This window comes from Streptosporangium sp. NPDC006007, from assembly GCF_040614315.1.
GTDB lineage: Bacteria > Actinomycetota > Actinomycetes > Streptosporangiales > Streptosporangiaceae > Streptosporangium.
The window spans coordinates 277,869-296,966 of record NZ_JBEXUG010000003.1 but is presented as its reverse complement, the minus strand read 5'-3'; the positions used below and the strand labels follow the sequence as shown (position 1 = coordinate 296,966).

Genomic DNA, 19,098 nt, shown 5'->3' with positions numbered 1-19,098 from the left:
GGCCGTTCCCCGATTACGCTCCGCCGCCGGACGGTTACATGTCACCCTGTGCATTGGCCGGCGAGGAGGGTGGCATGGGGTGGTGGCGGGGTGATCAGGAGACGGCCGCGGTCTCGGCGCCGCCCCCCCGGAACACCGGGTACGAGCGGGACGCGGGCGGCGAGAGCGATCTGCTGCCGGCCGCCCACGGAGGTGACGTGCGTGCCGCGCACCTGCTCGGCCGTCACTTCGCGCAGCGGGGCGACCGTTCGGCGGCACGGCACTGGTGGGAGCGCGCCGCGGCCGGCGGCAACATGGACAGCGCGTACAATCTCGGGGTCTGGCACGAGAAGCACGGCAGCCTGGGGGAGGCCGTCAGGTGGTATGAGCTGGCCGCGGGTCCGGGCGACGCCGAGGCCGCGGTGAACCTGGCGACGCTCCTGCTGGAACAGCGCGGGGACCTTCCGGCCGCTCGCCGCTGGTTCGAGAGGGCGGCCCGCGCCGGTTCCCGGGCCGCCGCCCGCAGGCTCGCGCTGATCTGCGAGGACGTCGGCGAGGTGAGTGCCGCCGGGGAGTGGCACCGCGGGGCCGCCCTGGACGGCGATCTGGCCTCGGCCCACGACCTGGGATTTCTCGCCTACGCCGCCGGTGAGGAGGATGAGGCGCTGCGCTGGTGGGAGACGGCCGCCCGTGGGGGGCACGCACCGGCCGCCTACCATCTGGGCCTGTTCCTCCAGGCCAACCAGGATCCGGAGGGCGCGGCGGTGTTCTACCGGCTGGCCGCCGGGAGCGAGCATCCCGGGGCGGCGTCTCGGCTCGGCGGGATCGCGCTGGCGCGGGGGGATCTGCGCGCCGCCCGCGCCTGGTTCGAACGGGCCGCCCACACCGGGCGCGTCTACGATCAGCGGACGGCCGGGTTCGTGTGCGTGGAGATGGGCGACCCCCGGGCGGCCGGCCACTGGTTCGGCCGGGCCGCGGCCGGCGGCGACGCCGACGCGGCCTTCAACCTCGGCCTGTTGCTGATCGCCGAACACGACGACCTGCGGGGCGGGCGGCACTGGTTTCGGCAGGCGGCGCGGGCCGGGCACCGCCGGGCGGCGGCCGAGCTGGCCTCGCTGCTGTCGGCGGCCGGTCTTCCCGACGAGGTGGAGACCTGGCCGCCGGATCCGCCCGGCCCGGTCTGGGACCGGGCCGCCGAGCCCGAGCTGGTCGCCCGGGCCGAGCTGGCCGCCGCCGCCGTGGCCCGGCGGGGCGGCACCCCGCTGCCGGTCGGCGACCTGACCGAGATCCTCGGGACCTGGGACCTGGTCACCCGGCCGCTGCGCGACCGGACCGACGTCACGGCCTGGCTGGCCGGGCAGAGCGGGCTGTCTCCGAACGCGATCGAGCACCTGGGTTCGGTCCGTGCGGCGCTGCTGCGTCCGTGCGGAGCGCCCTGGCCGACCCTCGCCGAGGTCGCGCACGCCCTGGCCACCGTCCGTGGGCTACGGGCCCGCCTGGGACCACGCTGAACGCGGCGCGACCACCACGCGCCCCCGGCGACCACCGTGCGGCCGGCACGCCCCCGGCGTCGGCACGACCGGGCCCCACCCCCGGGCGGGGGCGCGGGGCCCGGCCGTACGGCTCCGGGGGTGCCGTGGCCCGGAACGTTCACCGGGTCACGCACCGTTCATCGGCGCCGGACAGGGCCGCGATGCCGCCCGCCGTACCGGCGCCGTGAGGAACGTCGACCCCGACGAGGACAGGCGTCACCGCGTCAGACGGCTATGACCTCGGAGACCGGCACGGAGGGCAGGTCGAGGGCGAGCCCGACCTTGTCGTTGGTGAGACGGCCCTCGTGGGTGTTGAGGCCGAGTGCGAGGGCGGCGTCCTGCTGGAGCGCGGACTTCCAGCCCATTCCGGCCAGTTTGACCGCGTAGGGCAGCGTGGCGTTGGTCAGCGCGTAGGTGGACGTGTTGGCGACGGAGCCCGGCATGTTGGCCACGCAGTAGAAGATCGAGTCGTGGACCCGGTAGGTCGGGTCCGCGTGTGTGGTCGGCCGGGAGTCCTCAAAACAGCCTCCCTGGTCGATGGCGATGTCGACGAGCACGGAGCCCGGCTTCATGCGGGAGACCAGGTCGTTGGAGACGAGTGTCGGCGCCTTGGCGCCCGGGATCAGCACGGCGCCGATGACCAGGTCGGCCTGGAGCGCCTCCCGCTCGATGGTGTAGGAGTTCGACACGAGGGTCTTCAAGCGGCCCTGGTAGACGGCGTCGATGTACCGGAGGCGATCGGTGTTGAGGTCGAGGACGGTGACGTCCGCGCCCATGCCGACCGCGATCTGCGCCGCGTTGAGCCCGGAGACGCCCGCGCCGATGACGACGATCTTGGCCGGGGCCACACCCGGCACGCCGCCGGGCAGCACGCCGCGGCCGCCGTTGAAGCGCATCAGGTTGTAGGCGCCCACCTGCGGGGCCAGACGGCCGGCGACCTCGGACATCGGGGCGAGCAGCGGGAGTGCGCCGCCGACCTGGACGGTCTCGTAGGCGATGCCGGTGACCTGCCGCCTGAGCAGGGCCTCGGCGCACTCGCGCCCGGCCGCGAGGTGCAGGTAGGTGAAGAGCACCTGCCCGGGGCGCATGCGGTCGTACTCCTCGGCGATCGGCTCCTTGACCTTGAGGACCATGTCCGCCTCGGCCCACACCTCGTCCGCGGTGTCAAGGATCTTGGCGCCGGCGGACAGGTACTCCTCGTCGGGAAGGTGCGAGCCGAGACCCGCGTCGCGCTGGACGTAGACGTCGTGGCCGTTGCGGACCAGTTCGTGAACACCTGCCGGGGTCGCGGCGACGCGGTACTCGTGATTTTTGACCTCGGCAGGCACGCCAATCTTCATAAAGGTTCCTTTCGGATGCCAAAGGGTGTCACAGCCCCATCCGCCGAACATGGTGATGATTCACCGGAGGCGGTGACGATTCGGTGGGAACCATTGTGCTGGTGCGGCGGCGGGTTCAGAGCCGATTCCCCGCTTCCGTGAGCACCGAACGAAGGATCGACTCGATCTCGTCGAACTCCTTGGGGCCGCAGATGAGCGGCGGGGCGAGCTGGATCACCGGGTCGCCGCGGTCGTCGGCGCGGCAGTACAGGCCCGCCTCGTAGAGAGCCGAGGAGAGGAAGCCGCGGATGAGACGCTCGGACTCCTCGGTGTCGAAGGTCTCCTTGGTGGCCTTGTCCTTGACGAGCTCGATGCCCCAGAAGTATCCGGAGCCGCGCACGTCGCCCACGATCGGCAGGTCGAGCAGGCTCTCCAGGGTCTGGCGGAAAACCGGCTCGTTACGGGTCACGTGGCCGAGCAGGTCCTCCCGCTCGAACAGGTCGAGGTTGGCCAGGGCCACGGCCGACGAGACGGGGTGACCGCCGAAGGTGTAGCCGTGGGCGAACATCTCGGTGCCGTTCTTGAACGGCTCGAAGAGGCGCTCAGAGGCGATCATGGCGCCGATCGGCGAGTAACCACTGGTCATGCCCTTGGCGCAGGTGATGATGTCGGGGACGTAGTCGAACTTCTGCCCGCCGAACATGGTGCCGAGGCGGCCGAAGGCGCAGATGACCTCGTCGGAGACGAGCAGGACGTCGTACTCGTCACAGATCTCGCGCAGGCGCTTGAAGTATCCGGGTGGCGGCGGGAAACAGCCGCCGGCGTTCTGCACCGGCTCGACGAAGACGGCGGCCACGGTGTCCGGGCCCTCCATCTCGATGGCGCGGGCGACGCGCTCGGCGGCCCAGTGGCCGTACTGCTCCGGGGTCATGCCGGGCACACCGGTGATCTCGTCGGCACGGTAGTGGTTGGTGTTCGGCACCCGGACCGAGCCCGGGACCAGCGGCTCGAACATCTGCTTGAAGGCCGGGATACCGGTGATGGACAGGGCCCCCTGCGGGGTGCCGTGGTAGGCGATCTGACGGCTGATGACCTTGTGCTTGAGCGGCCTGCCAGTGATCTTGAAGTACTGCTTGGCGAGCTTCCAGGCGGTCTCGACGGCCTCGCCGCCGCCGGTGGTGAAGAAGACCCGGTTGAGGTCACCGGGGGTCTGCTCGGCCAGACGCCGCGCCAGTTCGACGGCCTTGGGGTGCGCGTACGACCAGATCGGGAAGAACGCGAGCTCCTGGGCCTGCTTGGCCGCGGCCTCGGCCAGTTCGCTGCGGCCGTGGCCGGCCTGGACCACGAAGAGCCCGGCCAGGCCGTCGAGGTAACGCTTACCGTGGATGTCGTAGATGTAGGCGCCTTCGCCCCGCACGATCGTGGGCACTTCCGCGCCCTCGTAGGAGCTGTGCCGGGTGAAGTGCATCCACAGGTGATCCTGCGCGGCCTTCATGATCGAGGTCACGTCGGTGTTTTCGGGGTAGGTCATCGCTATCTTCCCTCGGTGAGCTGAGCTCTCTCCAGTCTGCATGCGGGAAGAGCGACTTGCCAAGCGAAAACGCGGCAAGATGCCATAACAACCCCGAAATCCGCAAAGCATTCGCATAACAGCAACGAAATCCGCGACTAGAATCGGGGCGCGCCCGCCCCCTGACCTCCCGGTTCGGGCCAGGTCGGACCGCCGCCTGTTGGAACGTGGCAATGCCACCAAAGGTTTGCCGATCGCCGTTTGTGATCAAATAGGGGGGAACATACCTAGATGCAAGGGAAAGTCGTGACTCCTGACGAGATCGAGGGCGCTATCGCCGCGGGTCTACCTCAAGCGGTGGAAGACCTCAAGCGGCTCGTCTCCATCCCTTCGGTGGCCTTCCCGGGCTATCCGGAGGAGCCGGTGCGTGCGGCCGCGGCGGTGACGGAGGGACTGCTGCGCAGCATAGGGCTGCCGCACGTCCAGCAGATTCCGGTGGAGGGGAGTTTTCCCGTCGTCTACGCGGAGGCCCTGGCCCCGCCCGGCGCACCGACCGTCCTGCTCTACGCGCACTACGACGTGCAGCCCGCGGGCGACCCCGCGCTGTGGCGCACCCCCGCCTTCGAACCCACCGAGATCAACGGCTCCATCTACGGCCGGGGCGCCGCCGACGACAAGTCGGGCATCATCTCCCACGTCGCCGCGCTCCGCGCCTTCCAGGGCCGCTTCCCCGTGGGCATCAAGGTGATCGTCGAGGGGCAGGAGGAGTACGCGGGAGAGCGCCTGGAGAGCTTCATCGAGCAGAACCCCGAACTGGTCCGCGCCGACGCGATCATCGTCGCCGACACCGGCAACCCGCGCGTGGGCGATCCGTCGGTGACCACCTCGCTGCGCGGCATGGGCGCCTTCACCGTCGAGGTGCGCACGCTGAGGGAGTCGCTGCACAGCGGCTCGTTCGGCGGCGCCGCCCCGGACGCCCTCGCGGCGCTGATCCGGATGCTGACCGCCCTGCACGACGACCACGGGGACATCCGCGTCCCCGGCCTGCCACGCGGCGTCTTCCTCGGCACCGGCCCCTCGGAGGATGAGTTCCGCGCCACCGCGGGCGTGCTCGACGGCGTCTCGCTGGTCGGCTCCGGCTCGCCGGCCGACCGGCTCTGGGCCTCCTACGCCATCACGGTCACCGGCCTGGACGTGCCGACCGTCTCCGGAGCCATCAACGCGGTCCAGGCGGTCGCACGGGCGCGGGTGACCGTGCGCGTGCCCCCGGCGGGAGACCCGAAGACGACCGTGGACGCCGTGGTCGACTTCCTCAGGCAGGTCGCCCCGTGGGGGGTCCGGGTGAACTTCAGCGACTACGTGCTGGGCGCCGGCTACCTCGCCGACTCCGGCGGCGTGGCCCGCGCCGCGCTGAACCGGGCGATGGAACGTGCCTTTGGCCGGCCGCCGCGCGACGTCGGCTCCGGCGGCTCGATCCCGCTGGTGTCCACGCTGGTAAAGCTCTTCCCCGCCGCGTCGATCCTGATGTTCGGCGCCGAGGACGACGACGCCGCGATCCACGCGCCCAACGAGCGGGTCAACATCGAGGAGCTGCGCCGTACGGCCACCGCGGAGGCGCTCTTCCTCCAGGAGTACGGCTCAGCGACGTTCTAGCCCGGTACGGAGGCCCCACTCGGCAGCGGGTGGGGCCTCTTCGCGTGATGTTTTTTAAGGGGGATCCGGGATGGGCGCGACCACGGACGGGGAGAGCCGCCGCCGGATCGGAACGGGCGGGGAGGGTTTACCCGGGCGTGCTGCGCCGGGCGGCGGCCGAGGGCGTGATCCGCGCGGACCTGGATGTGGAGACCGCGGCGACCGCCGTGGTCGATCTCATCCACGGACGGGTGTCCGGCCGGCCCTTGTCCTGGTAAATCGGTTCTTCCTACCATCGTGCGGTGGGTCGCTCCCCGCGCACCCCCCGAAATCCGGCGTGGGCCGGCACCCCGCCACGCGATAACCGGCTCCCCCACCCGGCCTCGCCGACGGCCCCTGCCCTATTCTCCTGGCCGTGGGACCGGCCCTGCCGTGCGTGACCGGCGACACCGGCGACCGGCCTGAACCGCCGGGCAGGATACGGTCACCCCGAATCGACCGGTTCTCCATCCGGATGAGTTCCGACTGCTGAACAGGCGAACTCTGGCGAGGGCTCATTCGTCGGATAAGTACCGACACCACCGGGAGGCTGGGTTGTACCAGGAGCCGCAGCGACGGCGCAGGAACTTCGCCCCGTTCATCATCGCGATCATTCTCGCCGGAGCCCTGATCGTCGGCCTGCGGCTGTTCGTCGGGAGCGCCTCGGGCAAGGAGCCGGACGGCACGCCGCAGGGGGCCGGACAGGCCAAGGCGTGTGACGCCGGCGGCGTCACGCTGACCCTGGCCGCGTCGTCCGAGAAGGCCGAACTGCTGCGGAAGATCGCGGCCGGTTACAGCGGCCGGGAGGTCGGTGGACGCTGCGCGGACGTCGTCGTCCAGACCAAGGCCAGCGGCGGCGCGATGCAGGCGCTGGCCCGGGGCTGGGACGAGCGTCAAGACGGCCCGCGCCCAGACGTCTGGTCCCCGGCGAGCAGCGGCTGGGTCACCCTGCTCCAGCAGCGCACCTCGGCGGCCGACACCGGTTCCCTGGTCGCCGCGGCCAACCCGTCGATCGCCAAGACTCCGCTGGTCATCGCGATGCCCAAGCCGATGGCCGGGGCGCTGGGCTGGCCCGGCAAGAAACTCGGCTGGTCCGACCTGCTCGACCTGTCGTCCGGCTCCTGGGCCAAGTACGGCCACCCCGAGTGGGGCAGGTTCCGCCTGGGGAAGACCAACCCCAACTTCTCCACCAGCGGCCTGAACGCCACCGTCGGCACCTACTTCGCGGCCACCGGCCTGTCGGGGGACCTGTCGGAGCGGAACGTCGCCGACCCCAAGGCCAGGGAGTTCGTGCGGGGCGTGGAACGTTCGATCGTGCACTATGGCGACACGACGCTGACGTTCCTGTCGAATCTGCAACGGGCGGATGACGCGGGGGCGGGCCTCAGCTACATCTCCGCGGTGGCCGTGGAGGAGAAGTCGGTCTGGGACTACAACCAGGGCAATCCGACCGGCGACCCCCGGACTCTGGGCAAGCACGGCAAGCCCAAGGTGCCGCTGGTGGCGATCTATCCGAAGGAGGGCACGCTCTACTCCGACAACCCCTACGCGGTGCTGACCGCGCCGTGGGTGGACGACGCCAAGCGCCGGGTGGCCGCGGACTTCCTGTCCTACCTGCGGGCCGAGAAGCAGCAGCAGCGGTTCACCGAGTTCGCCTTCCGGTCCCACGACGGCAAACCGGGCAGGCTGATCACCGAGGCGAACGGACTGCTGCCCGCCGAGCCGAAGGCGACGCTCAGCCCGCCCGCCCCGAACGTGCTGGACAAGGTGCTCTCCAGCTGGGCCGAACTACGCAAGCCCGCGAACGTGCTCATGGTGATGGACGTCTCCGGTTCGATGGGCGCCACCGTTCCCGGCACCGGCAGGAGCAAGCTGGACCTGGCCAAGCAGGCGGCGATCAACGCGCTGCCCCAGTTCGGCCCGCACGACAAGGTCGGGCTCTGGTTGTTCTCCACCAGGCGGGACGGCGACAAGGACTATCTGGAACTGTCGCCGCTGACCACCGTGGACGGCGCCCAGCGCAAGAACCTGCGGGCCAGGCTCGACGGGCTGACCCCCGACGGCGGAACCGGTCTCTACGACACCGCGCTCGCCGCCCACCGGCACGTGCGCGATCGGCACAGCGGTGACGCGATCAACGCGGTGATCTTCCTGACCGACGGCAGGAACGAGGACAACGACAGCCTCTCGCTGGAGAACCTGCTGCCCGGCCTGCGCGCCGAGTCCGCCGAGGAGTCGGTCCGGATGTTCACGATCGCCTACGGCCAGGACGCCGACCTCGGCGTGCTCAGGAGGATCTCCGAGGCGACCGACGCCGCCGCGTACGACTCCCGCGAGCCGGGCGGCATCGACCAGGTGTTCACCGCGGTGGTATCCAACTTCTGATGTCCCGCTTCGTTGAGGAACTGCGAGATCCGTGGGGTCTGCTGCTCGGCGCGACCGCGGGTGGCGCCGCGTGGGCCGTCGACGTGCACCCGGTCGCCGCCGGGTTCGTCGGGATCGCCGTCTGGCTGACCAAGGCGGCGGCCGCCGCCGTCCAGAGCCGGGGCACCGGCCGCGGGGGGCCGGCCGTCGTGCCGGGCAGCCCGGAGGACCTCTGGCTGCGGCGGGCCCGCTCGGCGGCGCGGGGCTTCGGCGAGCTGAGCGCCTCGATGGGGGCCGGTCCACTGGCCGAACGGGTCGCCCTGATGCGTCCGCAGGTGGACGACGCGATGTCCACCCTGGAGCGGCTGGCCGAGCAGGCGTCGCTGACCGGCACCGCGCTCGCCAGGTTCGATCTCGACCTGCTGGGGCGGGAACGGGCGCGGCTGACCCGCGCCCGGAGCGAGGCCGGGCAGGGGCTGGTCCACGACCTCGATCGCGCGCTCGCCTCGCTGGCCTCCCAGCAGGCCGTGGCCGACCGGCTCTCCGGAACCCGGGAGCGGGTGCTCGCCCGGATGGAGTCGAGCACGATCGGCATCGAGGAGCTCCTCGCGCGCGTGGTGGAGCTGTCGGCGATGACGGCGACCGGGGTGCTGGAGTCACCCCGGGTGCTCGACGAGCTCGCGGACAACCTCGAAGGGGTCCGCCAGGGCCTGCACGAAACCGAACAGATCACGCGCGACGCGCTGGATCGTTAAGGAGCCCCCATGTTCAAGGTCATCCGCCGGGCCTGGCGTTATCTGGTCTTCGCCCTGTCGGGCCGGCTGGACGAGCTGTCCGATCCCCGGATCCAGATCGAGCAGGCCATACAGGAGGCCAAGGAGCAGCACCGGAGGCTGACCCAGCAGGCCGCCTCGGTGATCGGCAACGAACGGGAGCTGGAGATGAGGCTCACCCGCTCGCTGGAGGAGACCGGGAAGCTCCAGGCCAACGCCCGCCAGGCGATCCTGCTGGCCGAGCGGGCGAGGGCCGCGGGCGACGAGCGCAAGGCCCTGTCCTACGAGGACTCGGCCCGCGCCTTCGCCTCCCGGCTGGTCGCCGCCGAGACCGCGACACAGGACGCCCAGCTCATGCACGAGCGGGCCAGGCAGTCGTCGGCCCAGGCCCGGGCCGCGGTCGAGAACAACGCGATGGCCCTGCAGAAGAAGATCTCCGAGCGGATGCGGCTGCTCTCCCAGCTCGACCAGGCCACGATGCAGGAGCAGCTCAACAAGGCCATGGGCGACCTGTCCGGCCTCGCGCCCACCGGGGACACCCCGAGCATGGACGAGGTCCGCGAGAAGATCGAGAAGCGCTACGCCCGCGCCCTCGGTGAGGCCGAGCTGACCTCCAACTCCGTCGAGGCCCGGATGATCGAGGTTGAGCGGGCCGCCATCGACGCCGAGGGCGCCGCCCGCCTGGAGGCCATCAGGGCGAGCCTCGGCCTCGACGGGAAGCCGGAGGTCGAGCGCTGAGCCGCGACGCCGGACGGCGGGTGGACGCGGGCGGCGGGCGGCGGGCGGCGGGCGGCGGGCGGCGGGCCGAACGCGAACCTCAGCGGACCGGTAGGTCGTAGACGCGGCGGATGCTGCTCGGTGTGACGCCGAGGTCGGCACCGTAGATGTGCAGGGAGATCGCCGTGCTGTCGCCGGTGTTGTGCACCCGGTGGATGTCTCCCGGCGGGGCGAAGCCGCTGACCTCCCCGACCTGGTTGGCCGTACGGCCGATCTCGGTCAGGTGGTCGGTGTCGAGACGGTAGAGCGTCTCGTACTCGACGCCCTGCAGGACTCCGAACACGCACCACGCGACGTGGTCGTGGATGACGGTCCGCTGGCCTGGCCGCCAGACCACGGCCACCACCGAGAAGGCGGTCTCGGCGTGGAGGGTGTGGCCGACGTAGTGGCCGGGGTCTCCGAGACGTTCCTCCTCGGTGAGGATCTCCGGGGAGGGCAGCCGCTCACGCAGCATGTCCGCCACGGCGAAGGCCGTCTCACGGGGGCCCGCGGAGCGGTCGGTCAGTGTCCGCGCCTTCGTGATCAGCTCCGCCAGTCCGGGGCGGGCAAGCGTCGTGGTTCCCATGGGCCAAGAGTGCTTCACAGCGACACATAACGTCTAATGCCTATCTTCCTAGATATTCATAGATAATGTTGATACATGCTTGATGTCGTACGGCTCCGCGTGCTTGCCGCTGTCGCGAGACACGGGTCGGTCACCGCGGCCGCCAGAGAACTGCACTACTCCCAGCCCTCGGTCAGTCACCACCTCGCCAAACTCGAAGCCGAGACCGGCGCCAAGCTGATCCAGCGGGTGGGCCGGGGCATCCGGCTCACCGAGGCCGGGCGTCTGCTCGCGGAGCGGGCCACCGAGATCGTCGGCCGCATCGACTCGGCGGCCGCCGAACTCTCCGCGCACGTGGGCCTGCGCGCGGGCCGGGTCAGGCTGGCCGCCTTCCCCTCGGCGCTGGGTACGTTCGTGCCGGAGGCGGCCGCACTCCTCGCCAGGGAGCACCCCGGCCTGGAGCTGCGACTGACCGAGACCGAGCCGCCCGAGGCCCTGCGCATGCTCCGGGTGGGCTACGTGGACGTGGCGGTCGTCTTCCGCTACGACGACACGGCCCCGGAGGACGAGGGGATCCGGCTGCTTCACCTGCTGGACGACCCCAGCTACCTGGTCACCGCCGGTCAGACCGGCGAACTGCGCGCGCACCGCGACTCCCGATGGATCGGCGGCTGCGACCGGTGCAGAAGTCACCTGCTGGACCTGTGCGCCGAGGCGGGCTTCGAGCCGGAGGTCGCCTTCACCACCGACGACGTCGTCGCCGTCCAGGCCCTGGTCGCCGCCGGGATCGGGGTGACGGTCCTGCCCGGTCTGGCCATGCAGGCGCACCGTAACCCCAAGGTCAACGTGACCGAACTGCCCGGTTCGGTCCGGCAGGTCTACGCCGCCACCTACGGCGAGCCTCCCGTCCCCCCGGCCACCGCCGCGCTCCTGACCGCCCTGACCTCCGTAATGCGCCCGTAGCAGCGTCCACAGCGGCGCCACGTCACAGCGTTGACACGTCCACGGCGACGGCGCGTCGAAAACCTGAGGCGGCCCGTCGCGACCACATACCGGGCCACCCGCCCACCGGCATCCAATCTTTATCTGACGCTATAAACCATTAAATGACGGCATTCAATGTCGCCCACCGGGAATACCATACGTATTCTTCGCCCTACGCTCTGTTCAGGTCGCCGAAGAACGGCGACCATCGAACCGTGCCCGGTCCGAATCCACGGCTGACGGCCGTTCCCGATCTGCAGGCCCTGCTTGTCTGCGGCAGGCTCTGGTCCACGGGAGCCCCGATCGACGAGGAGGCGGTGGCCCGGCTCAGGGCGGCCGTCCTCATCGACAACCATCGTCGCTACGCCGCGACCATCCCCGCCTACGCCGCGCTGATCGACGAACCGTCCCCCGCCGCCGCGGTCACCCTGGCCGACGTCCGCCGCCGGTTCCTGGTCACCGACGAACTCTTCAAGAGCTACGACCCGATCTGGTTGCGGGAGGCGCTGCCCGAACTCTCCCGCTGGCTGGGGTCGATCTTCATCGAACGGCTCACCGACCTGGATCTCACCGCCGACGACGTCAACCAGTGGCGTGCCGCCCTGAAACGGCACGGGGTGTACGTCACGTTCTCCAGCGGCACCGGCGGGCGCCCGTCCCTCGTGCCGAGGGATCGCCTGACCCTCACCGCCCTGCGCGCCTGCTCCGGTGTCCGCCTTCCCTGGGCACTCCCCCCGGGGAGCTACGACTTTCTCCAGCTGGTCACCCCCGGGCTGGGTCTCGGCATCCAGTCGGGAGCCACCGGCCTGGCCGCCGGAGCGGTACGCGTCCACCGTCTGCGGGCCGTTCCGTTCGACCTCCGCTCCCTCGCGGGCGGAGCGGAACAGCGGGCCGTCCCCGACCACGACGCCGCGATCGACTTCCTGTCGCGGTCCGAACGGCCGGTGCTGGTGTTCGGGACGCCCGCGGAGGTGGCGGGGATGGTCGGCCACCTCGCGTCGGCGGACAGGCGGGTGCGGCTGCTCCCGGGCAGCCAGGTCGTCACCGGCGGCGGCTGGAAGGGCCGCACCGCGATCCGGCGAGAGGACCTGGTCCAGGAGGTGACCGACCGGCTCGGCGTCCCGCCCGGCCGATGCGTCGACACCTACTCCACCTCGGAGCTGAACACCGTCTTTTTGACCTGCGGCAACGATCGCTACCACATCCCCCCGTGCGTCGAGCCGCTCGTCGTGGACGACCTCCTGACCCCGGTCGAGGGCGACGACGTGGAAGGCAGGCTGGCCGTGCTGGATCCGTTCGCGCTCTCCTACCCGGGGTTCGTCGTCACCGGCGACGCCGTACGGCTCCGCCGCGACCCGTGCGGGTGCGGCCTGCCGGGACCGACCCTGGCCGCTCCCATCGTGCGCGCCGCCGGAGCCGGGGAGCGCGGCTGCGGCACCGCACAGGAACCGGCGCGGGAGACGACGGGGGAAACGGACCGGTGATGCTCGACGCCCGTACCGTGGCCGGGACGCAGATCGTCCGGCTCCCCGCCGTGGTGCGCGGGGAGGTGGTGATGCCGCCGTGGCCCGGGGTGGCCGACATCCGCCGGGCCGTCGCGGAGAGGGGGCCGCACCGTGTCCGGGGCCCGGCCGGCGACGGCTGTCATCTGATCGGGCGGCCGGTGGTGGATCGCGACACCCTCCGGCTCACCGGCGAGACTCAGGTGCTCGTGCTGCCCGCCCCCGAGGCGCCCTCCCTGCTCGAACCCGATCCGGCGGGCGCGCTGCTGGAGCTGGCGCGCACCCCGGTGGCCGAGGTGCTCGCCTTCGTGGACGCGATCGGGGAGGCGCTGCGGTCCGGCTCGCGGGCCTCCCGCGAGGCGGGGGCACTGCTGGCGGCCACCTCGCTGGTCACCGACCGCGCGCACCACGCCTTCCTCTCCCAGTTGCCGTCGCTCTTCGACGGCGCCGCCGTCGGCCGCATGATCGAGAGTGAGCTCGGGGCGGCCTCGCTCGACGCCTGGCGGGAGGCCGGGGAGACGCCCGTTCCGGGAATGACCGCCCGCCTCGCGGGCCTTCACTGCGAGACCCCGCCGGCGCTGCGCGCGCTGCCCACCAGGCAGCTCCATCTGACCTCGGGAAACGCCCCGGTGGTCCCGGTGGTCTCGCTGCTGTGGGCGTGGGCGACGAAGGGGGCCTGTGTCGTCAAACCCGCCGCCGAGGCCGCCGCGCTCGTCGTCGCGCTGGGTACGGCCCTGCGGGACACCGACCCCGCCCACCCGCTGGCCAGGCACACGACGCTCGCCTACTGGCGGGGCGGCGACCGGGGGGTGGAGACGACGTTGCTGGCCGACGGGGCCTTCGACCGGCGGGTCGTCTGGGGGTCGGCCGAGACGATCCGCAGCGTGACGGCCCGCGGCGGAGGTACCGACACCGTGGTCATGGGGCCGCGTTTCTCACTGAGCATGATCGGGTCCGCTCTCATCCGGACGGATCCGGAGGGCGCGGCCCGCCGTGCCGCGGTCGACTCGCTGATCGCCAACCAGGCCGCCTGCACGTCCTCGCTGCTCCACGTCGTGGAGTGCGACGCCGCCACGGCCGACGACTACGCGCGCGCCCTCGCCCGGGTGCTGGCCGAGTGGGACGCGGCGCTCCCGCACCGGCCGTCGCGGCGGGTCCAGGGGCACCTGGTCCGGCTGCGCAGGGGCCTGCTCGGCACCGGGCGCTGGCACGTCAACGGCGACTGGCCCGAGGTGTCGTCGGCGGTCGTGCGGGTCGACGGCGCCTTCGACCTCGCGCACCATCCCGGCTCCCGGCTCGTCCTGGTCCACGCGGTCGACGACCTGCGGCGGGCGCTTCCCCTGCTGGGGCCGGCCGTCTCGACGGTGGGGGTGGCCCCCGAGGAGACCCGGCTCGCCCTGCGGGACGCCGTCGCCGCGTGCGGGGTGGACAGCGTCGTCCCACTCGGCGCGGCCGAGCAGGGGTACGCCGGGCGTCCGCACGACGGCATGCGGGTGCTCAACCGGCTGGTCCGGTGGGTCAACGGCTGACCCCCGCCGAAGGCGCGCCGGGCGGCTCGCCGGACTCGGCCGCGGCGAGGTGCGCGCCGACGACGTCCAGGGCCGCGCGCGGCTCCTCCAGCAGGACGAGGTGCCCCGTGCCGGGCAGGACGCGCAGGACACCTCGGGGGGCCGAGGCCGAGATCGTCTCGGCGCAGGCGCGGTGTGCCGGAATCTCTCCGTCGCCCACCAGCACGAGGAGGGGGGCCGTCACCGAGGCCAGCCGGGCGACCGGCTGCCGGGGTTCCAGCAGGCGGCGCATGCCGGTGCCGCCGAGCTCGTCCCAGGCGTGCCGTCCGATGACGGCGGCGAGCGCGGCGTGCGCCGCGGGACGCGCCGCGATCCCGCCGAAGATCGGGCGGCACGACATCCACAGCGCGGCCGTCGTCGCCCTGGAGCCGGCGCGCCGGTGCAGGAGCATCAGATCGAGGTAGTGGCGTTCGATCGCCCGCTCCTGCGGCCCACCCGCGTAGGACGGCGCGGCGAGCGTCCAGGAGGCGAACGCGCGCGGGTGGCGCAGCGCCATCTCCAGGGCGACGACGGTGCCGAAGGACAGGGCGACGACATGCCGCACGCCCGTCTCCAGCGCGCGGCGCACCAGCAGGTCGGCCAGGGCCGCGCGGTCCTCCCCGGCGCGCAGCGACCTCGACCCGCCGTGCCATGGAAGGTCGACCGCCACGTGCCGGTGACCCGGCAGATGCCGCCAGAGCGGCGGCCAGACGGCCGCGCTCATCGTGTAGCCGTGCAGCCAGAGCAGACCGGTCCCCCGGCCGTGCTCGATGACGGCCAGGCCGTCCCAGTCGTCACTCGCGGTGCCGGCCGGACCGTCCCCGTCGCCGTTCTCGCCGGCCGCGGGGCCCGGCCGGTCGTCGCTCACCCGTCGACCCCGAACCGCCGGCAGTACGCCCGGTAGGTGAGGACGAGATCGTCGCCCTCGGTGTATCGGGGGACGACCGAGGTGTCGAGGTGCTCCCAGATCACCGCGTCCTGCTCGAACGCCGTACGGCTGCCGCTGACGAGCGAGGCCACCTCGCGGACGGTCGCGGGCCCGGCGGCCCGGCGAGTGGGCACGGCGACCGTCACCCTGACCACGGACATGCCGTCACCGGCCGGGGTGGCCGCGGTGATGACCACGTTGGGCTCGCCGGGTGATCCCAGCTCGGTGGCGACCAGGTTCGGGCTGAACACCAGGGCCCGGAAGCGCGCCGTGGCCGGATCACCCTCCGGCTCGCCCGTCTGCCAGCGGTTGGGGCGCGCCATGTCGAGGTCTCCCTCGACGCAGAGCACCCCGTTCTCGGCCGGGCGGACGCTCAGCCTGGGGCGCCGGTCGAGGCCGTGGACCGGGGCGAAATGGTCGGCGTCGAAGACGTTCTCGATGACGTACTCCGCCGGAACCTTCACGCGAAATGAGAACCCTGAGACGATTCGGTGGCTTTTCTGAAGGCCGTCGAGGAACGTTTCGAGCCCGGTGTCGCACGACGGGTCGAGCAGCACGAAAAGGCCGCCGGCGCGGACCGTGGAACGGTGACGGCCGACCTGGAAGCGACCTCCTTTCTCCCCCCCGAGATGCACTCGATTTCCATGGAAGGGGCAGATAATTACATTTCCATCGACCTTTCCGCCATACCCGAGATGAGCACCTCTATGTGGACATGTCGCATCGTAAACCCCCACTTCATCACCGCTTCTGACCGCGATCAGCGAATGGCCGGCGAGATCGAGAACGGCGACGTCCTCACCGAGATCGGCGTCGAACGCCACCTGCGCCCACCCCGAGCAGATCGACAATTCCCACCCCTTTCCATTGATCTTTCCATTGATCGTTTCTTCACTTAAAGATCACACTCGTCCCGTCACATAAAACAGTTGCACGAATGATTGTTCGCCATTGCTTGTTAAGCTCCAAAAGTTTATGGTACAGGAACAGCCCCCAACCGAAAGAGGCTGATCGATGACCGAGAACAATCCATTCAAAGACCTCTCCGCGGGGCCGGAGGCGGTGGACGGAGACCCCCAGCGCGGAGAGAACCTCCGGCGGAAGCAGGAGCTCCGGACCATCAGCGACCTGGGCCTGGTCTCGCCCGAGGAGCTGGCGCAGCTGCCCAGGATCCGCGACCTCACGGTCCACGACCTTGAGGACCTCGCCTCCGAGTTCACCGGCATCCCCACCGGCAACGAGCGCGTCACCGCGCTGAACCTCAACGACCTGCAGGACCTGGAGGGCGTGTTCTTCGAGTTCAAGCGCTCCGTCGGCAGGGATGTCGCCAGGCACGGAGGCACAGTGAGGAGCGTCGACGTCTCGTGCTGCTGCTGCACCCCCTGCTGCTCCTGCGCGGCCGCCGACATGACCCACGCGGCCTCCTAGCGCCTTGGCGACCCAGGAACCGCTGAGCGCGCGGGAGCTCCAGGTGGCCCACCTGGGCCCGGACGAGGTCGTCGCGAAACGCGGGCTGACGGAGACACGGCTGACGGCCCCGGGGGTCGGCGCCCTGCTCAACCAGGTCGTCGCCCTCGCGGACGGATCGCGTTCGCTGGACGAGCTCGTCGACGCGTTCCCCCCGGAAGAGCGGGAGGACGCCCGCCAGGTGGCCACCACCCTTCAGGCGCGGGGCCTGCTCCGCGAGGACGTGGGAGACGATCCGGCGGCCCGGTTCTGGGCGAGCATGGCACGGCTGTCCCCGGACGGTCCCGGAGAGATCGCCAAGTCGGCGGTGCTCGTGGCCGGGGCCGGCCGGGTCGCCGACGCCCTCGCCCGGGCACTGACGGCGTGCGGTGTGGGCCGGGTCTCGATCCGGCCCGCACCGGCGGCCGACGAGGACGGCTGGGATCTCTGGTGCGCAGCGGCCGACGGCCCGGCGGACCCCGCCCTCACCGACGTGGCGCGGCGCGCGCTGGACGCGCGCGCCGTCCTGCTGCCGGTCTGGATCGACGACCTCGTCATCCGGGTCGGCCCGCTCACCCACCCCTTCGACACCGCCTGCCTGCGCTGTCACCTCCTCCGCACCGACGCGAGCGACGTGTGGCGCGAGGCCCACGCGCTGCTGCGCGCCCAGCGGTCATCCGGCGCCGGATTCCTGCCCTCGATCTCCACGGTGGCGGGGGAGATCGCGGCCACCGAGGCCGTCAAGCACCTGACCGGGCTGCCGGTGACCGCGTGCGGTCGTGTCATCGAGGTCAGCCTGGTGCCGTTCCACTCGGCCGTCCGCCGGGTGCTGCGCGTCCCGCGCTGCCCCGACTGCGGCGGGACCGCGCGGCAGAGCGCGCCCGTGATCGCTCACGGCTCCCAGCTGACGGAGTGACCCCGCCAGGAGAAGTGCCCCGCCGGGAGAGGAGAAGATGGACCTGCTCGACATATGGACGGATCTCGTGGACCCTCGCACGGGCATCGTCCGAGAGATCACCGAGCTCCGGATCGACGATGACGAGCCACGCTTCGTCCACTACCTGTCCGAGGCCTGTTCCACCGAGGCCCTGGGCTTTCTGAAGAACTTCGGCAACAACGGCGGCGCCGCGACGGACCGGCGGAGAGCCCTGGCCAAGGCGGTCGGCGAGGCGGTCGAGCGCTACTGCTCGGCCTGCTTCTCCTATGACGACCTGCTGACCGCGACCTACGACGAGCTCGACGGGCCCGCCACCCCGCCGGACTCCTACGCCCTCTACCGCCCGGAGCAGTACGACGCCCCGGGCTTCCCCTGGCGGCCGTTCACCTCGGGGACGCGGGTGGCCTGGACGCGCGGGCGCTCCCTGGTCAGCGGAGACGAGATCCTCCTCCCCGCCGCCTTCGTCTACGTCCCCTACCACTACCGGTCCGACACCGCGATCGCCCAGCCCATCTCCACGGGGCTCGCCTGCGGGTCCTCCCCCGAGGAGGCCACCTTGTCGGCCCTGTGCGAGGTCGTCGAGCGCGACGCGTTCACGCTCATGTGGCAGGGACGGCTGAGCCGCCCCCGGATCAGGCCGGACAACCTGCCGGAGTCCCTCGCCGACCTGGTGCGGCGCTTCCACGCCGTCGGGGCGGCGGTGCACCTGGTGGACATCGGCACGGACGTCGGCTGCCCGTCCGTCATGGCGATCGCGGAGGGCTTCACCCGGACGTCGCCCGCGCTCGCCTTCGCCGCCGCCTCCCACCCGGACGCCGAGATCGCCTGCCGCAAGAGCCTGGAGGAGCTCGCGCACACCCGGAAGTTCTCCGTCCAGGTGATGGAGTACCTCCCCCCGGTCCCCGTCGAGGTGGAGGCCGGTCACCCCTCGGTCGACGGGCAGCGGGCCCATCTGCGCTACTACTGCCCCCAGGAGTCCAAGGAGTACGCCCGCTTCGCCTGGGACTCCGCAGAGGAGGTCGACCTGGACCTCTCCCCCGGCCGCGACCGCTCCCTCGGCGCGCTCGTCGCGGCGGTGGCGGCGACCGGCGAGGACGTGATCGCCTGCGACCTCACCACGCCGGACATCGCCGATCTCGGACTGTCGGTGGTGCGCGTGGTCGTGCCCGGCCTGCATCCGCTGCACATGGGCCACTCCAACCGGGCGACCGGAGGGCGGCGCCTGGCCGCGCTGCCCGGCTGGTCCCCCGGCGACGACAACCCCCATCCCCACCCGTTTCCCTGA

Annotated in this window: 16 protein-coding genes and 1 pseudogene; 11 read left to right on the top strand and 6 right to left on the bottom strand. The window is 71.6% G+C overall.

Annotation, left to right across the window (positions count from 1 at the left end; all coding sequences use genetic code 11):
• Nucleotides 1–74 precede the first annotated feature (74 nt).
• Complete coding sequence (locus ABZ194_RS04265) at nt 75–1,490, top strand: tetratricopeptide repeat protein (RefSeq protein ID WP_355592128.1); 1,416 nt, start codon at nt 75–77, stop codon at nt 1,488–1,490.
• A gap of 245 nt (nt 1,491–1,735) precedes the next feature.
• Here the strand turns inward: ABZ194_RS04265 and ald are convergent, their stop codons facing one another.
• Both ald and ABZ194_RS04255 read right to left on the bottom strand, forming a co-directional pair.
• A complete protein-coding gene (ald, locus tag ABZ194_RS04260; protein WP_355592126.1) occupies nt 1,736–2,851 on the bottom strand; it encodes an alanine dehydrogenase in 1,116 nt (371 codons plus the stop codon).
• Between the two features lie 115 nt (nt 2,852–2,966).
• On the bottom strand, nt 2,967–4,361 hold the full coding sequence (locus ABZ194_RS04255; RefSeq protein ID WP_355592124.1) for an aspartate aminotransferase family protein: 1,395 nt from the start codon (nt 4,359–4,361) through the stop codon (nt 2,967–2,969).
• Between the two features lie 285 nt (nt 4,362–4,646).
• Between ABZ194_RS04255 and ABZ194_RS04250 the strand changes: the two genes are divergently transcribed.
• The 4 genes from ABZ194_RS04250 (at nt 4,647) to ABZ194_RS04235 (ending at nt 9,886) form a co-directional block, all read left to right on the top strand.
• Complete coding sequence (locus ABZ194_RS04250; RefSeq protein ID WP_355592122.1) at nt 4,647–5,993, top strand: M20/M25/M40 family metallo-hydrolase; 1,347 nt, start codon at nt 4,647–4,649, stop codon at nt 5,991–5,993.
• A gap of 573 nt (nt 5,994–6,566) precedes the next feature.
• The gene (locus tag ABZ194_RS04245) at nt 6,567–8,396 is read left to right on the top strand and encodes a substrate-binding and VWA domain-containing protein (protein WP_355592120.1); all 1,830 of its coding nucleotides are present in this window, start codon (nt 6,567–6,569) and stop codon (nt 8,394–8,396) included.
• Nucleotides 8,396–9,130, top strand: coding sequence for a hypothetical protein (locus ABZ194_RS04240; protein WP_355592118.1), 735 nt, complete (start codon nt 8,396–8,398; stop codon nt 9,128–9,130). The genes ABZ194_RS04245 and ABZ194_RS04240 overlap by 1 nt, the downstream gene beginning before the upstream one ends.
• Nucleotides 9,131–9,139: 9 nt before the next feature.
• Nucleotides 9,140–9,886 carry a PspA/IM30 family protein gene (locus ABZ194_RS04235; RefSeq protein WP_355592116.1) on the top strand — a complete coding sequence of 249 codons (747 nt, stop codon included), beginning with the start codon at nt 9,140–9,142 and terminating at the stop codon, nt 9,884–9,886.
• 79 nt (nt 9,887–9,965) lie between these two features.
• On the opposite strand, the gene ABZ194_RS04230 is transcribed toward ABZ194_RS04235, so the two are convergent.
• The gene (locus ABZ194_RS04230; protein ID WP_355592114.1) at nt 9,966–10,490 is read right to left on the bottom strand and encodes a cysteine dioxygenase family protein; all 525 of its coding nucleotides are present in this window, start codon (nt 10,488–10,490) and stop codon (nt 9,966–9,968) included.
• A gap of 75 nt (nt 10,491–10,565) precedes the next feature.
• Between ABZ194_RS04230 and ABZ194_RS04225 the strand changes: the two genes are divergently transcribed.
• From ABZ194_RS04225 to ABZ194_RS04215, 3 genes are all read left to right on the top strand, one after another.
• Nucleotides 10,566–11,432 (top strand): LysR family transcriptional regulator, encoded by an 867-nt coding sequence (locus ABZ194_RS04225; protein WP_355592112.1) that lies wholly within the window; start codon nt 10,566–10,568, stop codon nt 11,430–11,432.
• A gap of 236 nt (nt 11,433–11,668) precedes the next feature.
• Entirely contained in the window at nt 11,669–12,937 is a 1,269-nt protein-coding gene (locus ABZ194_RS04220; RefSeq protein ID WP_355592110.1) for a hypothetical protein, read from the top strand.
• Complete coding sequence (locus ABZ194_RS04215; protein WP_355592109.1) at nt 12,937–14,484, top strand: acyl-CoA reductase; 1,548 nt, start codon at nt 12,937–12,939, stop codon at nt 14,482–14,484. Before ABZ194_RS04220 ends, ABZ194_RS04215 begins: the two co-directional genes overlap by 1 nt.
• Here ABZ194_RS04215 and ABZ194_RS04210 read toward each other — a convergent pair.
• From ABZ194_RS04210 to ABZ194_RS04200, 3 genes and pseudogenes are all read right to left on the bottom strand, one after another.
• A complete protein-coding gene (locus ABZ194_RS04210; RefSeq protein ID WP_355592108.1) occupies nt 14,474–15,370 on the bottom strand; it encodes an alpha/beta hydrolase in 897 nt (298 codons plus the stop codon). The two genes, ABZ194_RS04215 and ABZ194_RS04210, sit on opposite strands and share 11 nt — an antisense overlap.
• Nucleotides 15,367–15,894: a hypothetical protein gene (locus ABZ194_RS04205; RefSeq protein WP_355592192.1), complete on the bottom strand. Its 528-nt coding sequence runs from the start codon at nt 15,892–15,894 to the stop codon at nt 15,367–15,369. Before ABZ194_RS04205 ends, ABZ194_RS04210 begins: the two co-directional genes overlap by 4 nt.
• Before the next feature lie 216 nt (nt 15,895–16,110).
• Nucleotides 16,111–16,254 (bottom strand): annotated as a pseudogene (locus tag ABZ194_RS04200) (Rieske 2Fe-2S domain-containing protein); the annotation flags it as partial.
• Nucleotides 16,255–16,444: 190 nt separating this feature from the next.
• On the opposite strand from ABZ194_RS04200, the gene ABZ194_RS04195 reads away from it, so the two are divergent.
• Genes ABZ194_RS04195 through ABZ194_RS04185 form a run of 3 tightly spaced genes read left to right on the top strand, consistent with a single transcriptional unit; the run spans nt 16,445 to nt 19,098 of the window.
• Nucleotides 16,445–16,858 (top strand): hypothetical protein, encoded by a 414-nt coding sequence (locus ABZ194_RS04195; RefSeq protein ID WP_355592106.1) that lies wholly within the window; start codon nt 16,445–16,447, stop codon nt 16,856–16,858.
• Between the two features lie 4 nt (nt 16,859–16,862).
• Nucleotides 16,863–17,792: a TOMM precursor leader peptide-binding protein gene (locus tag ABZ194_RS04190; RefSeq protein ID WP_355592104.1), complete on the top strand. Its 930-nt coding sequence runs from the start codon at nt 16,863–16,865 to the stop codon at nt 17,790–17,792.
• 37 nt (nt 17,793–17,829) lie between these two features.
• Complete coding sequence (locus tag ABZ194_RS04185) at nt 17,830–19,098, top strand: YcaO-like family protein (protein WP_355592102.1); 1,269 nt, start codon at nt 17,830–17,832, stop codon at nt 19,096–19,098.

Excerpts from the sequence above, each read along its gene's own strand:
- ABZ194_RS04265 (WP_355592128.1), top strand. The coding sequence starts at position 75 with ATGGGGTGGTGGCGGGGTGATCAGGAGACGGCCGCGGTCTCGGCGCCG.
- ald (WP_355592126.1), bottom strand. The coding sequence starts at position 2,851 with ATGAAGATTGGCGTGCCTGCCGAGGTCAAAAATCACGAGTACCGCGTC.
- ABZ194_RS04255 (WP_355592124.1), bottom strand. The coding sequence starts at position 4,361 with ATGACCTACCCCGAAAACACCGACGTGACCTCGATCATGAAGGCCGCG.
- ABZ194_RS04240 (WP_355592118.1), top strand. The coding sequence starts at position 8,396 with ATGTCCCGCTTCGTTGAGGAACTGCGAGATCCGTGGGGTCTGCTGCTC.
- ABZ194_RS04235 (WP_355592116.1), top strand. The coding sequence starts at position 9,140 with ATGTTCAAGGTCATCCGCCGGGCCTGGCGTTATCTGGTCTTCGCCCTG.
- ABZ194_RS04230 (WP_355592114.1), bottom strand. The coding sequence starts at position 10,490 with ATGGGAACCACGACGCTTGCCCGCCCCGGACTGGCGGAGCTGATCACG.
- ABZ194_RS04225 (WP_355592112.1), top strand. The coding sequence starts at position 10,566 with ATGCTTGATGTCGTACGGCTCCGCGTGCTTGCCGCTGTCGCGAGACAC.
- ABZ194_RS04215 (WP_355592109.1), top strand. The coding sequence starts at position 12,937 with ATGCTCGACGCCCGTACCGTGGCCGGGACGCAGATCGTCCGGCTCCCC.
- ABZ194_RS04195 (WP_355592106.1), top strand. The coding sequence starts at position 16,445 with ATGACCGAGAACAATCCATTCAAAGACCTCTCCGCGGGGCCGGAGGCG.
- ABZ194_RS04185 (WP_355592102.1), top strand. The coding sequence starts at position 17,830 with ATGGACCTGCTCGACATATGGACGGATCTCGTGGACCCTCGCACGGGC.